15 protein-coding genes and 1 tRNA gene are annotated in these 12,725 nt (G+C 63.2%); 10 read left to right on the top strand and 6 right to left on the bottom strand.

Going from position 1 to position 12,725, the window contains the following annotated elements:
• Positions 1–10: 10 nt before the first annotated feature.
• Genes AAXE93_RS04160 through sds form a run of 4 tightly spaced genes read left to right on the top strand, consistent with a single transcriptional unit; the run spans position 11 to position 3,735 of the window.
• On the top strand, positions 11–832 hold the full coding sequence (locus tag AAXE93_RS04160) for a carbon-nitrogen hydrolase family protein (protein ID WP_250396874.1): 822 nt from the start codon (positions 11–13) through the stop codon (positions 830–832).
• 5 nt (positions 833–837) lie between these two features.
• Positions 838–1,932, top strand: coding sequence for an N-acetylmuramoyl-L-alanine amidase (locus AAXE93_RS04155; protein ID WP_390128361.1), 1,095 nt, complete (start codon positions 838–840; stop codon positions 1,930–1,932).
• Positions 1,929–2,726 (top strand): glutamate racemase, encoded by a 798-nt coding sequence (gene murI / locus AAXE93_RS04150; RefSeq protein WP_390128359.1) that lies wholly within the window; start codon positions 1,929–1,931, stop codon positions 2,724–2,726. Before AAXE93_RS04155 ends, murI begins: the two co-directional genes overlap by 4 nt.
• 37 nt (positions 2,727–2,763) lie before the next feature.
• Positions 2,764–3,735 (top strand): solanesyl diphosphate synthase, encoded by a 972-nt coding sequence (gene sds, locus AAXE93_RS04145; RefSeq protein WP_390128357.1) that lies wholly within the window; start codon positions 2,764–2,766, stop codon positions 3,733–3,735.
• Positions 3,736–3,744: 9 nt separating this feature from the next.
• Here the strand turns inward: sds and AAXE93_RS04140 are convergent, their stop codons facing one another.
• On the bottom strand, positions 3,745–4,395 hold the full coding sequence (locus AAXE93_RS04140; RefSeq protein ID WP_115132494.1) for an HAD family phosphatase: 651 nt from the start codon (positions 4,393–4,395) through the stop codon (positions 3,745–3,747).
• A gap of 129 nt (positions 4,396–4,524) precedes the next feature.
• On the opposite strand from AAXE93_RS04140, the gene acs reads away from it, so the two are divergent.
• Positions 4,525–6,498: an acetate--CoA ligase gene (gene acs / locus AAXE93_RS04135; RefSeq protein ID WP_390128353.1), complete on the top strand. Its 1,974-nt coding sequence runs from the start codon at positions 4,525–4,527 to the stop codon at positions 6,496–6,498.
• On the opposite strand, the gene AAXE93_RS04130 is transcribed toward acs, so the two are convergent.
• Together AAXE93_RS04130 and AAXE93_RS04125 are read right to left on the bottom strand one after the other, a co-directional pair.
• Positions 6,488–7,216 carry a DUF1350 family protein gene (locus AAXE93_RS04130; RefSeq protein WP_390128351.1) on the bottom strand — a complete coding sequence of 243 codons (729 nt, stop codon included), beginning with the start codon at positions 7,214–7,216 and terminating at the stop codon, positions 6,488–6,490. The two genes, acs and AAXE93_RS04130, sit on opposite strands and share 11 nt — an antisense overlap.
• Before the next feature lie 2 nt (positions 7,217–7,218).
• A complete protein-coding gene (locus tag AAXE93_RS04125) occupies positions 7,219–7,674 on the bottom strand; it encodes a peroxiredoxin (protein WP_390128349.1) in 456 nt (151 codons plus the stop codon).
• A gap of 85 nt (positions 7,675–7,759) precedes the next feature.
• Between AAXE93_RS04125 and AAXE93_RS04120 the strand changes: the two genes are divergently transcribed.
• From AAXE93_RS04120 to AAXE93_RS04100, 5 genes are all read left to right on the top strand, one after another.
• The gene (locus AAXE93_RS04120; protein WP_390128347.1) at positions 7,760–8,602 is read left to right on the top strand and encodes a 3'-5' exonuclease; all 843 of its coding nucleotides are present in this window, start codon (positions 7,760–7,762) and stop codon (positions 8,600–8,602) included.
• A 79-nt stretch (positions 8,603–8,681) separates the two neighbouring features.
• A complete protein-coding gene (locus AAXE93_RS04115; protein WP_186515192.1) occupies positions 8,682–8,951 on the top strand; it encodes a hypothetical protein in 270 nt (89 codons plus the stop codon).
• Between the two features lie 34 nt (positions 8,952–8,985).
• The gene (pstS, locus tag AAXE93_RS04110) at positions 8,986–9,990 is read left to right on the top strand and encodes a phosphate ABC transporter substrate-binding protein PstS (RefSeq protein ID WP_390128345.1); all 1,005 of its coding nucleotides are present in this window, start codon (positions 8,986–8,988) and stop codon (positions 9,988–9,990) included.
• 181 nt (positions 9,991–10,171) lie between these two features.
• Positions 10,172–11,146, top strand: coding sequence for a phosphate ABC transporter substrate-binding protein PstS (gene pstS, locus AAXE93_RS04105; RefSeq protein ID WP_390128343.1), 975 nt, complete (start codon positions 10,172–10,174; stop codon positions 11,144–11,146).
• A 206-nt stretch (positions 11,147–11,352) separates the two neighbouring features.
• Entirely contained in the window at positions 11,353–11,988 is a 636-nt protein-coding gene (locus AAXE93_RS04100) for a Crp/Fnr family transcriptional regulator (RefSeq protein WP_186542203.1), read from the top strand.
• A gap of 79 nt (positions 11,989–12,067) precedes the next feature.
• Here the strand turns inward: AAXE93_RS04100 and AAXE93_RS04095 are convergent.
• The 3 genes from AAXE93_RS04095 to AAXE93_RS04085 form a co-directional block, all read right to left on the bottom strand.
• A tRNA-Pro gene (locus tag AAXE93_RS04095) sits at positions 12,068–12,141 on the bottom strand.
• Between the two features lie 14 nt (positions 12,142–12,155).
• Positions 12,156–12,491, bottom strand: a complete 336-nt coding sequence (locus AAXE93_RS04090) for a hypothetical protein (protein WP_115082475.1) — start codon at positions 12,489–12,491, stop codon at positions 12,156–12,158.
• A 67-nt stretch (positions 12,492–12,558) separates the two neighbouring features.
• Positions 12,559–12,723: a hypothetical protein gene (locus AAXE93_RS04085; RefSeq protein WP_390128341.1), complete on the bottom strand. Its 165-nt coding sequence runs from the start codon at positions 12,721–12,723 to the stop codon at positions 12,559–12,561.
• Positions 12,724–12,725 lie beyond the last annotated feature (2 nt).

The raw sequence follows: 12,725 nt of genomic DNA, 5'->3' as shown, positions 1-12,725 counted from the left end.
ATCAGTGCATGTGAGCGACTTCCTGGCGGCTGCTGTCCAGCTGACGAGTGGTCAGGACCCGGAGCTCAACTTCAATGCAGCTGAAGAGCAGATCGATCTGGCTGCCCGCCGTGGTGCCGAGCTGATCGGCCTGCCGGAGAATTTCGCCTTCATGGGCGAGGACAGCCGGCGACTGGAGCTGGCTCCCACCCTGGCGGAGCAGAGCAGTCGCTTCCTGGTGACCATGGCGCGTCGCTATCAGGTGGCGCTGCTGGGTGGTGGCTTTCCTGTGCCGGTGGGTGATGGATCGCGAACCCTGAACCGCGCTGAGCTTGTCGACCGTGACGGCATGCTCCTGGGCCGTTACGACAAGATTCACCTCTTTGATGTCGACCTGCCGGACGGCAACACCTACCGCGAGTCGGCAACGGTGAACCCAGGCAGGGATCTGCCTCCGGTCGTTGAGATTCCTGGTCTCTGCAAGGTGGGGCTGTCCATTTGCTACGACGTGCGGTTTCCTGAGCTCTATCGCCATCTCGTCGGTGCCGGCGCAGACCTGTTGATGATTCCTGCGGCATTCACGGCCTTCACCGGAAAAGACCACTGGCAGGTGCTTTTGCAGGCCAGAGCCATTGAAAACACGGCCTATGTCCTCGCTCCGGCTCAGACCGGTGTCCACCATGGTCGCCGTCAGAGCCATGGTCACGCCCTGGTGATTGATCCCTGGGGAACGGTCCTCGCGGATGCGGGTGTCCAGGCGGGAGCCGCCATTGCTCCGGTGAACACCAACCATCTCGGTCATGTTCGGGGTCAGATGCCGAGCCTTCGGCACCGCCAACCCACGCTGTTCTGAGCGCCATGGCTCCGGCCTCGTCCCGACGGATGGCCTGGCTTTTGGCCGCAGCCCTGCAGTGCACGGCCTTCACCCAGGCGTTGCCTGCCCGAGCCGCGAGTGCCTTGGCCGCCTGGGCCTTCACCGAGGAGGGGGTGCTCAAGCTGCGCACCAGCCGGAACGCTCGCTTGGAGGCGTTTTTTCAGGCTGCCAGCGATGGCCGCGGCACCCGGGTCTGGATTGATATTCCAGGTGAGCTGAGATTCCCGCGGCGCCTGGCGGGGCGCGGTGCCGTCCGTGAGATCCGGCTGGGCAAGCCCCGCGCGGGTGCCACCCGTCTGGTGGTGGAATTCCGCCCTGATGTGGATCTCAACCCCAACGATCTGCGCCTGCGTGGAACCGCTCCGGACCGTTGGGAACTTGTGTTTACCGGCCTGCCCACCCACGGCTTGGATGATTTCGGTGAAGGGGACCTCAGCGGTCGTGCCACGGCCTGGCTCCCACCGGGTGGATTCCGTCCCACCCGCACGCCGGTGGATCCTTCCGGGCTGCCCACCGTGGCCCGCAACCGTTATCGCATCGTGATCGATCCCGGTCATGGGGGGCCTGATCCGGGGGCCATCGGCATCGGCGGTCTGCGCGAGACCGACGTGGTTTTGGATGTGTCGCTGCAGGTGGCCGACCTTCTGCGGGCGAGGGGCGTGGACGTGCGCTTGACCCGCACCCGTGAAGTGGATGTGGACCTGCCGCCGCGGGTGTCCCTGGCAAACCGCAGTGGGGCCACGGCCTTCGTGAGCATCCATGCCAATGCCCTGAGCATGAACCGCCCGGATGTGAACGGGATCGAGACGTTCTTCTTCTCGGACCCCCGTTCTGGACGCCTCGCGTCCTATCTGCAGCAGCAGATGATGGATGTGTCCCCCGGAACACCGAACCGCGGCGTCAGACGTGGTCGCTTCTTCGTGATCCGGCGCAGCACCATGCCTTCGGCTCTGGTGGAGATGGGATTCGTCACCGGGGCAATTGATGCGCCGCGTCTGGCCAAGGCCGACCATCGCCGCCGCCTGGCCTTGGCCCTGGCGGCCGGCATCCTCAACTACCTCAAGCAGGAGGTGCGATGACGAAGCAACTGCTGGGGTTCTTCGACAGCGGCCTCGGTGGCCTGACGGTTCTGCGTCGGGTGCTCGAACGCCATGGACCGGTGCCCTGCGTGTACCTCGGTGACACGGCCCGGGTTCCCTATGGCAACCGTCAACCGGATGACATCCGGCGCATCGCTGCAGAAGTGGTGGGTTGGTTGCGTGACCAACAGGTCTCCACGGTGGTGATGGCCTGCAACACCACCAATGCCCTGGCGAGGGATGTGGCCGAGGGACAGGCCGGGGTGCCGGTGATCGGTTTGATCGGCGCCGCCGCAGCGATGTTGGAAACGCGCCGTGTTGGCGTGCTGGCCACACCAGCCACCGTGGCCTCCTCGGCCTACCGGGCCAGCATCGAAGCGCTTCATCCCGGCTCGGTGGTGATCGAGCAGGCCTGTCCTGCCTTTGTGCCTTTGATCGAAGCCGGCGAGATGAACAGCGACGACATGCGTCGTGCGGCCCAGGCCTATCTCGAACCCCTGCTGGCGGCTTCCGTGGACTCGATCGTGCTGGGTTGCACCCATTACCCGTTATTGGTGCCGCTGTTGCGTCAGCTGCTGCCGGAGTCGGTCCAGTTCATTGACCCGGCCATCGGCGTGGCCCGTCAGCTGGATGCTGTTCTGGGGCCACCGGCGCGGATCTCGCCGGCCCCAAGGCCGTTTTCCCTGGAGAGCTGCCGCTTCTGCGTCACCGCAGACCCCGATGGCTTCGCTGTGCGCGCCACCCCCTGGCTGGGCCAGCGGCCTGCCGTCAGCCTTCAGCTGCTGCAGGACTGAGCATGGGACCACTAGGATCGCGGCGCCGAGGGGAGTCATGAGCACAGTTACCGAGCTACTCCAACCGGTAGAGACAGATCTTGAAACCCTGCTCGGAGACCTGCGCAGCCTGATCGGGGCAGGTCACCCCATCCTCCAGGCCGCTGCCGAGCATCTGTTCAGCGCCGGTGGCAAGCGGTTGCGCCCCGGAATTGTTCTGCTTCTGTCGCGGGCCTTGTCCGCGCAGGGAGAGCTCACGCCCCGCCACCGCCGCCTGGCTGAGATCACTGAAATGATCCACACGGCCTCGCTCGTTCACGACGATGTGGTGGATGAGGCTTCGACTCGGCGCGGGGTGGACACGGTCCACAGCCGGTTCGATGCCCGGGTTGCTGTTCTTGCCGGCGACTTCCTCTTCGCTCAGGCCAGCTGGCACCTTGCCAATCTCGATGACCTCGACGTGGTCAAGCTGCTTAGTCGCGTGATCATGGATCTCGCGGATGGGGAGGTGAAGCAGGGCCTCTACCGCTTCGACACGGCCCAAACCTTTGAGACTTACCTCGAAAAGAGCTACTGCAAGACGGCATCCCTGATTGCCAACAGCTGCCGTGCCGCAGGCGTGCTCAGCGGCTGCTCACCCTCCCACCTCGACAGCCTCTACCAATTCGGTCGCCAGTTGGGCCTGGCCTTCCAGGTGGTGGATGACATCCTCGATTTCACCGGGAGCGACCAGCAGCTCGGCAAGCCCGCCGCCAGTGATCTCGCTAGCGGCTATCTCACGGCTCCCACCTTCTATGCCCTTGAGGAGCATCCATCGCTGCAGCCGTTGATCGATCGCCAGTTCTCCGAGCCCGGTGATCTGGACAAGGCACTGGAGATGGTGCGGGCCTCCAAGGCGATTGAACGCACCCGTGAGCTGGCGGAAACCTTTGCCCGCGAATCCCGGGAATCGATCGCTTGGCTGCCGGAGTCTGCGGCGCAACGCGCCTTGATGGAACTGCCGGACTTTGTCCTCAGCCGCCTGTACTGAGCTGCGACTTCAAGTCAACAGCCTCCACACAACAGCCAGGCTGTTGATGGCACAGGGGTTGGTGTTCAGGTCGGGTTGGTCTGAGCCCTTGGGGCTCACCAGCCAGACCTGACACCCAGCGCCAAGGGCTGATTGGCTGCCGGCCTGGGAATCCTCCAGGGCCCAGCAGTTGCTTGGGTTGAGCCCCAACCGGTGGGCAGCAAGTCGAAAGGGTGCGGGGTCGGGTTTGCCCGCGTTGAGCTCGGGATCGTCGCCGTAGACCCGTTCCTGGATCAGCTCCAGCCAGGGATGGGGTGCTGCTTTGAATGCAACGGCCTCGCTGCTGCTGCTGGTGACCAGTGCCATGGGGATGCCCCGGTTGTGGCAATGCGCCACCAGCTCCTGCGCGGCAGGCATCGGGGCAGCATCCGGAAGCAGGGCACGCACGATCGGCTGCTGCACCGCCAACAGCGCATCCGCGCCCACCGGTTTCGCCAGCCATGCATCCACCTGGGCCGCACAGTCAAGCCGGCGACGGCCCTTCAGCTGCATCAACTGGGCCTCGCTCAGCTGGGTGCCGAAGTGGGCCGCGGCTTCCCACCAGCCCCGGCCATGTAGCGGCTCGGTGTCGAGCAGAAGCCCATCCAGATCGAACAGGCAAGCGGCAGGTGGCAGTTTCATCCCGAGATGGCGATGCCCAGCTCAATCGTTTCGCATCGACTGCATCATCGTCCGACGGATTGATACGGGACCTGGATCAAGCGGGGTCCTGCTCCTTACCCTTCCAGGAGAAGCACTGCGCAGTCTGCTGTGACCGACGCCAACACCACCATCGAAAGCGTGCTGCAGGAGCAGCGGGTGTTCGAGCCGCCAGCAGACACCTCCGCCAAAGCGCGCATCGGCAGCCTCGAGGCTTACCGGGCCATGGCCGATGCCGCCAAAAACGATCCTGATGCGTTCTGGGGTGAGGCCGCCCGTCGAGAACTGCATTGGTTCGAGCCCTTCCACACCGTGCTCGATTGGTCGAATCCTCCGTTCGCGCGCTGGTTTGAGGGTGGCACCACGAACCTCTCCTACAACTGCCTGGACCGTCATCTCGATGGGCCAACGGCGCAGAAGACAGCGTTGATCTGGGAGGGAGAACCGGGGGATGTGCGCCGGTTCACTTACCAGGAACTTCATGCCGAGGTGTGCAAAGCTGCCAATGGCCTCAAGGCCATGGGCATCGGCAAGGGTGACCTTGTGGCGCTCTACATGCCGATGGTGCCGGAAGCGGCGATCGCCATGCTCGCCTGCGCGCGCATCGGTGCACCCCATTCAGTCGTGTTCGGCGGCTTTTCCGCCGAAGCCCTGAGGGATCGGCTCAACGATGGTGAAGTGAAAGCGGTGATCACCGCTGATGGCGGCTTCCGCAAGGACAAGCCGGTGTCACTCAAGCCCGCGGTGGATGCGGCGCTGGCCAATGGCGCCTGCCCCTCGGTTACCGGCGTGCTTGTGGTGCAGCGCACCAAGCAGGACGTGGAGATGGTCTCCGGTCGCGATCAGTGGTGGCATGACCTGGTGGAGGGTCAGAGTGCCGACTGCCCCGCTGAGCCGATGGCCAGCGAGGACCGACTGTTCGTGCTCTACACCTCCGGCTCCACCGGCAAGCCCAAGGGCGTTGTGCACACCACCGCCGGCTACAACCTCTGGGCCCACCTCACCTTCCAGTGGATCTTCGACATCCGGGATGAGGATGTCTTCTGGTGTACGGCCGATGTGGGTTGGATCACCGGCCACAGCTACATCGTCTACGGCCCCTTGTCGAACGGTGCCACGACGGTGATGTACGAGGGTGCGCCGCGACCGTCCAAGCCCGGTGCCTTCTGGGAGTTGATCCAGAAACACAAGATCTCGATCTTCTACACGGCTCCCACCGCCATCCGGGCGTTCATGAAGAGCGGCCGCTCCGTTCCGGATCAGTTCGACATGAGCAGCCTCCGGCTGCTCGGCACCGTCGGCGAACCGATCAATCCGGAGGCCTGGATGTGGTATCGCGACGTGATTGGAGGCAACTGCTGCCCGATCGTCGACACCTGGTGGCAGACCGAAACCGGCGGGGTGATGATCAGCCCCCTGCCGGGGGCAACGCCCACCAAACCCGGCTCCGCCACCCTGCCCCTGCCCGGCATTCAGGCCGACATCATCGATGCGGAAGGCAACAGCTGCGGTGCCGATGAAGGCGGCTACCTGGCGGTGCGTGCCCCCTGGCCTGGAATGATGCGCACCGTGCATGGCAACCCCCAACGCTTCCGCGAGAGCTATTGGGAGCACATCCGTCCTGCCGATGGGTCCTACCTCTATTTCGCCGGGGACGGTGCCCGTCGGGATGCCGATGGCTACTTCTGGGTGATGGGTCGCGTCGATGACGTGATCAACGTCTCAGGCCACCGTCTCGGCACGATGGAAATTGAATCAGCGCTCGTCAGTCACCCTGCGGTGGCGGAGGCGGCCGTCGTGGGTCGGCCCGACGACCTCAAGGGTGAAGGCATTGTGGCCTTCGTCACCCTGGAGGCGGGCCGCGAGGGCGATGACGCCCTGGTGAAGGAGTTGCGCGCCCACGTGGGAACGGAAATCGGTCCGATTGCCCGGCCGGACCAGATCCGTTGCAGTGATGCCCTGCCCAAGACCCGCAGCGGCAAGATCATGCGCCGGATCCTGCGAGCCCTGGCGGCGGGTCAGGAGGTGAGTGGCGACACCAGTACCCTGGAAGATCGCTCCGTGCTGGATCGCCTCAGGGCCTGATCGCCTGGCCGATGGTTCGGCTCAGCTGACGGATGACCGCCACCCGCCTGGGGTCATCCGCCCAGTCTCCGAGAAAGCTGCGCCGCAGCCCTGCACTGGCCGGGGTGAGGTGATCACCGGGCAGCTCCAGGGTTGAGCTGGCGTCGGAAGCACGTTCTCGCAGGGCCTGGATCAGATCGCCGCTTTGATCCAGTTCATCGCGCCCGAAGCGCACCACCAGGTTCCGCCCCTGCTGGTAGTGGCGGCTGATCAAGCGAAGCGTTTCAGCTGGGCTTGGGCTGAACTCGGTTTCCACCCCGAGCCTTGGTGCCAGTTCCCCCAGGAGCGGAATCGAGCGATCGGCGTTGAAGTTGTTGAAGCTCAGGGCCACCAGAGCCCTGCTGCCCCGCCCCCCATCGGGTGCCAGCAGGTGAAGCTTGCATCCCAGGCTGTGGCCAAGCCGAAGCGGAGCCCCAAACGTCCCGCAGCGCTCCTCAAGTTGGCGACGCGCAGAGCGGAAGGCACTCCAGGCATCGCGAGCCTGACGTTGATGATCGAACCCGGGCACATAGGCCCAGGCATGCACCGCCAACCCATCCGTCGCCAGCTCTTCCAGCAGCCTGCGGTAGCTGATCTGGGGGGTGGCTGCCAGATAGCTGCCGCCGATGAATTCGATCAATCCCGTGGGTTCGGCCGGCCGCAGTTGCCAGATCGAGCCCAGCTGACGCCAGTTGGCCATGCTCAACCGCGCAGCTGATTCAGCACTTGCTGTGCTTCACGCACGTGGGCCGGGCCATCCAGGAGGTTGCTGAAGGTGTGGCGGATCACTCCCTCGCCATCAGCGATGTAGGTGACACGACCGGGCAGCAGGCCAAGGGCTTTGGGCACACCCATCTCGCGGCGCAGGGCGTTGTTGCGGTCGCACAGCAGCGGAAACGTGAGGTTGTGGCGGCTGGCGAAACGGCGGTGGCTGATGGCGTCATCACCGCTGATGCCCCAGACCTCTGCATCGAGGGCAGCAAAGCTCTCTGCGTTGTCGCGGAAGCTGCAGGCTTCAGCTGTGCAGCCAGGTGTGTCGTCCTTGGGATAGAAAAACAGCACCAGCCAGCGGCCCTGCACCGAAGCGGGAGTGCGAAGGTCGCCGTTCTGATCCTCCAGGCTGAAGGAGGGGAGCCGGTCGCCGATCCCGAGGGCCATTTGATTGAAATGAAGAGGTTGAACCCTAGGCAGCAGGCACCTTGCCCGGGGCGGGAGAATCAGGGGCGGGAGGAGTCACTGCGCCATGCCTGAACAGCTCGATTTGCTTGCGGGATTTTCAAGGCCTCAGGCGGAGCCCCAAACCGCGGCAATGCCGATGCCTGTTCCGCCAGCCGCTGAACCCGAGGCAAAGGCTGATCAGACCGAGGACGCGCCAAAGGCCTCACCCACCACCCTGCTGATCATCGACACCGAAACCTCCGGTCTCGATCCGCAGCAGGACCAATGCATGGAGGTGGGCTGCATTTTGTTTGATGTGCCGAGTCGTTCGGTGCTGGCCCAGCAATCGTTTCTTTTGCCGGTGGACTCCAACGCGGCAGAGGCGATCAACCGGATTCCCGCCGCCGTCACCCGCAGGCCCCAGCCCTGGCGGGAGGCGCTGGTGTGGTTTGAGCATCTGCTTGAAGCTGCCGATCTGCTGGTGGCTCATAACGCGGCCTTCGATCGCCAGTGGTTCGGTCTTGGCGTTGTGCCGGCCACCGCAACACCGTGGCTTTGCACCATGGAAGACATCCGCTGGCCGGCGGAGCGTCAGCTGCGTTCGCGGCCGTCGGTGCGGGATCTGGCCCTGGCCTACGGCGTTCCGGTTTGGGCGGCCCACCGCGCCCTCAGCGATTGCATCTACATCGCGGAAGTCTTCGCCCGCTGCGACGACCTGGAGCAGTTGTTGGAGCGGGGCTTGGAACCCCGCCAGTTGATGCGTGCCCGGGTGTCGTTCGACGAACGCCACCTCGCCAAAGCAGCGGGTTTCCGTTGGAACGATCCGATCAAGGGGGCCTGGACCCGTCGTTTGAGCGATCGTGAGGTGGCGGAGCTGGAGTTTCCGGTCTCCCCCGTTGAGGTCGAAGCCGATCGCCTCAGCGCCTGAGCCTGCGCATTTGCTTCAGCACTCCGAAGCGTCTGGGTGATTTTGCAGAGAGTGCTGCCGAACGCAGCAGGCTGAAGCCATGACGGCTTTTCTGCATCCCCATCAACGCCCCATCCGCTCTCGCCTGCGTCAATGGCAGCAGGTGCGCACCTGGGCACGTTTGATCCGTGAAGCCGAGGCGCTCTGGCATGTGGATGTGCGTGCCCTGCGCCGCATGGGGGCGGATGAACTCAGCCAGTTGATTGAGGAGGTTCCCGCCCCCCACCGCAAACGGGTGAACCGCTGGCTGCGCTGTTATGCGGTGGCAACACGGCTCACCGTCGCCTCCACCGTCGTGCCCACCGTGTAGGCCACCTCTGAGCCTGGATCAACGACGCGGGAGGATGGAGCAAATCACTCAAACGGTTTTGGCACATCGTTCCCTGGTTGTTTCAAGCCTGAGCGTTCTCGCTGTTGGCCTCGCCGCCTGTGGCGGCAGTTCCAGTGTGTCCAGCCTCAATGCGGCGGGGGCCTCCTTCCCCGCCAAGGTGTATCAGAGCTGGTTCGCCGAGCTCGCCGGCTCCGGCGGAATCAAGGTGAACTACCAGGCGGTGGGTTCCGGTTCCGGCCGCAAAGCCTTCATCGATGGCACCGTGGATTTCGCCGCTTCGGACGACCCGATCAAGGAGGCTGACCGCAAGCAGGTGAGCCAGGGGGTGGTTCAGATCCCGATGGTGGGGGGAACGATCGCCTTCGGTTACAACAAACCGGGTTGCGAGCTTCAGCTCACCCAGCAACAGGCTGTGGAGGTGGCCATCGGCCGCATCAGTGATTGGAAGGAGCTCGGCTGTGAAGCGGGCACGATCACCTGGGTGCACCGCTCGGACGGTTCTGGCACCACCAAGGCCTTCACCAACTCGCTGCAGACCTTTTCAACGGATTGGACCCTCGGCAGCGGCAAATCGGTGAAATGGCCGGTTGGCGTGGGTGCCAAGGGCAACTCGGGCGTTGCCGGGGTGATTGACAACCGGGTCGGCGCGATCGGCTACGTGAATCAGTCGTATATCAAGGGGAATGTGCAGGCTGCTGCGCTGCAGAACAAATCCGGGGAATTCCTCACGCCCTCCGTGGAGGCTGGTGCCAAAGCCCTCAACGGCATTGATCTTGATCAGTACCTGGCGGGCAGCAACCCAAACCCCTCCGCTGCCGGTGCCTACCCCATCGCAACACTCACCTGGGTGTTGGCCTATGCCGAGGGCAATGGTGCCAAGGCTGAAGCTTTGAGGAAAGTCTTCAACTACATGCTGGAAGATTCCACACAGGAGGGTGCTGCGGCCCTGGGCTTTGTGCCTCTCCGGGGCAGCATCCTTGAAAAATCCCGCAGTGCGGTGGCAGGCATTCAGCCTTGAATGCGAACCCTCGATGGGTGAACGACATGCCCCGGTTTGGATGACCAAACCGGGGTTTTTTGATGGTTTAAACAGGGTTTTATGGTTCCTAAACCATCGTTAATGGCCGCATAACGACAGGTGGTTTGCGCACCGATTAGGTCTTGGTTGCTACAGCCTCTTTCCTCTTTCGGTTGTCGTGATGCGCATTGCACAAAAGGCCCTCCTCGCCTCGTCCCTGCTTGTCCTCGGGGCAGGTATGTCAGCTTCTGCAGCTCCCAAGCTGAACGGCGCTGGCGCCTCCTTCCCGGCCAAGATCTACCAGCGTTGGTTCGCCGACCTGGCCAAGGCTGGCGGCCCTCAGGTCAACTACCAGGCCGTGGGTTCCGGTTCCGGCCGTAAAGCCTTCATTGACCAGACCGTGAACTTCGGTGCATCGGATGATCCGATGAAGAAGAAGGACATGGCCAAGGTCACCCGTGGTGTGGTTCAGATCCCGATGGTGGGTGGCACCATCGCCTTTGGCTACAACAAGCCCGGTTGCAACCTGAAGCTCACCCAGGAGCAGGCCGTCAAGGTCGCCATGGGCATGATCAAGGACTGGAAGGAGCTCGGCTGTAAGCCCGGTACCCTCACCTGGGTGCACCGTTCCGATGGCTCTGGCACCACCAAGGCCTTCACCAACTCCATGCAGGCCTTCTCCAAGACCTGGACCCTCGGCACCGGTAAGTCCGTGAAGTGGCCCGCTGGCGTTGGCGCCAAGGGCAACTCCGGTGTGGCTGGCCTGATCCAGAACCGTGAAGGCGCGATCGGTTATGTGAACCAGTCGTACATCAAGGGCAAGGTGGTTGCCGCCGCTCTCCAGAACAAGTCCGGTGAGTTTCTCAAGCCCTCTGTGGCTGCGGGTGCCAAGGCCCTCAATGGCATCAGCCTGGACAAGGACCTGGCTGGCAAGAACCCCAACCCCACCGCCAAGGGCGCATACCCCATCGCAACCCTCACCTGGGTTCTGGCGTATAAAACCGGCAACGGAGACAACGCCAAGGTGGTTCAGGACGCCTTCAACTACATGCTGAGCGACGCTGCTCAGAACAAGGCTCCTTCCCTGGGCTTCGTTCCACTCAAGGGCGACATCCTGGCCAAGTCCAAGGCCGCTGTGAACAAGATCGGCAAGTGATCTTGGCTTGAATTGGTTTTTCAAAACCAAACATCAAAGGGGGCCCCTCGGGGCCCTTTTTTTATGGGCTGAATGATTCGAATTGCGATCAGTGTTAGAGCCTTCTTAACCGAATCTCCCCCGAATCTCCCCCGAATCTCTCCCAGCTCTTTGTTGGGAATCGATGTTGTCCTCAATACAGTTTTTCTGGATTCACGGGATTCCAAATGCTTGCTACTCCATCGGCTGATCTGAGTTCAACAGCTCTGGGTTTCAAGGCGTTTCTTGAAAACAGCTACGACAATCGCAATGTTGTTCATGTCACCGCGGGAAGTTTCGTTCCTCTGCTGAAGAACAGTGTTTGGTTTGTGGTGCGCGGCATGGTGAAGCTCGGGGCGCTGTCGGTGCATGGCGACGAGCTGGTGCTTGGCCTGGTGGGTCCCAACGAACCCTTCGGTGCCGCATTCACCAATGTGGAGGCCTATGAGGCTGTAGCGCTCACCGATTGCGATCTGCTCTGCTGCAATCTGGCGGAGCTCGAGCAGTCTCCTCAGTTAGCGCTTGGTTTGGCCAAGGCCATGGCCGCCCGCTACCGCCAGGCGGAGTCGCTCCTGGCCCTGCTGGGGCTGCGTCGCGTTGAAGAACGGGTCCGGGGCTTTTTGGAGCTGCTCGCCAAGGACTTTGGCGAACCCTGTGAGGCCGGGTTGCGGCTCAACCTTCGCCTGACCCATCAGGAGATCGCCAGTGCCCTGAGCACCACACGGGTGACCGTGACCCGCGTGTTGGGGCAGTTGCGGGATGAAGGCTGGCTTCAGATTGATGCCTCCAGGCATCTGGTGGTGACCGGCGCTGGCCGCCGCTGAAGGCAAAAAAAGAGCCGGCGAAACCGCCGGCTCAATCCCTGAAGTGTTGATGTTCAGGTGGGGAAATAAGACGGTTGAATCGGAGCGGCGGGATTTGAACCCACGACCCCCACTACCCCAAAGTGGTGCGCTACCAAGCTGCGCCACGCCCCGTCAGATTTAAGTTATCACAGTGCATCCCGGCGTCTGAGTCGCCTGAGCAACCGAGTGGTGAGCTGGTCTCTCGTTGCGGATCCGTAGTGGTACAGCCGCAGTTCTGCGGCGGCCTGGCGAAGCTCAGCCAGGGTCATCGCCGCCAGACGCAGCTCGGGCAGGGTGCGCCAGGCTCTCGAGCGCATCGGGAGTGAGGCAGGGCCTTTGGCCTGGCCCAGATTCAGGGTTCCATCCGCCAGCCATTCGGGGATGAGCACCACCAGAACGGCGATCAAGCCATAGAGCTCGACCAGCCCCCTCGGCAGGGGATGCAGTTGACGCTGCTCGGATGGATCAGGCCGTTCACTCACCGCAGAACGGAGGGGTCCTTGTTGTCCCACGATCGCACCAACAGGAAGCGAGCCCGCCGGTCAGTGGTCAGATTGCCAAAGGTTTTGTAGTGGGTTGGGGGGTCTCCCGCCACAGCATCGGAGACTGCTGCTCTCGATTGAAGGAGACACTGCCGAGGATCAGGCCCAGAACCAAAATCAAGGTGAGGGCGATCGCCAGGATCACCTGCCGATCAGACCAGGGCTCGGGCATGA

The organism is Synechococcus sp. HIMB2401 (assembly GCF_042883245.1).
GTDB lineage: Bacteria > Cyanobacteriota > Cyanobacteriia > PCC-6307 > Cyanobiaceae > Parasynechococcus.
This window is presented reverse-complemented; position numbering and strand designations above follow the sequence as displayed.

Coding starts and splice junctions, on each gene's coding strand:
- AAXE93_RS04155 (WP_390128361.1), top strand. CDS start 838: ATGGCTCCGGCCTCGTCCCGACGGATGGCCTGGCTTTTGGCCGCAGCC.
- murI (WP_390128359.1), top strand. CDS start 1,929: ATGACGAAGCAACTGCTGGGGTTCTTCGACAGCGGCCTCGGTGGCCTG.
- sds (WP_390128357.1), top strand. CDS start 2,764: ATGAGCACAGTTACCGAGCTACTCCAACCGGTAGAGACAGATCTTGAA.
- AAXE93_RS04140 (WP_115132494.1), bottom strand. CDS start 4,395: ATGAAACTGCCACCTGCCGCTTGCCTGTTCGATCTGGATGGGCTTCTG.
- AAXE93_RS04130 (WP_390128351.1), bottom strand. CDS start 7,216: ATGGCCAACTGGCGTCAGCTGGGCTCGATCTGGCAACTGCGGCCGGCC.
- AAXE93_RS04125 (WP_390128349.1), bottom strand. CDS start 7,674: ATGGCCCTCGGGATCGGCGACCGGCTCCCCTCCTTCAGCCTGGAGGAT.
- AAXE93_RS04120 (WP_390128347.1), top strand. CDS start 7,760: ATGCCTGAACAGCTCGATTTGCTTGCGGGATTTTCAAGGCCTCAGGCG.
- AAXE93_RS04115 (WP_186515192.1), top strand. CDS start 8,682: ATGACGGCTTTTCTGCATCCCCATCAACGCCCCATCCGCTCTCGCCTG.
- pstS (WP_390128345.1), top strand. CDS start 8,986: ATGGAGCAAATCACTCAAACGGTTTTGGCACATCGTTCCCTGGTTGTT.
- pstS (WP_390128343.1), top strand. CDS start 10,172: ATGCGCATTGCACAAAAGGCCCTCCTCGCCTCGTCCCTGCTTGTCCTC.
- AAXE93_RS04100 (WP_186542203.1), top strand. CDS start 11,353: ATGCTTGCTACTCCATCGGCTGATCTGAGTTCAACAGCTCTGGGTTTC.
- AAXE93_RS04085 (WP_390128341.1), bottom strand. CDS start 12,723: ATGCCCGAGCCCTGGTCTGATCGGCAGGTGATCCTGGCGATCGCCCTC.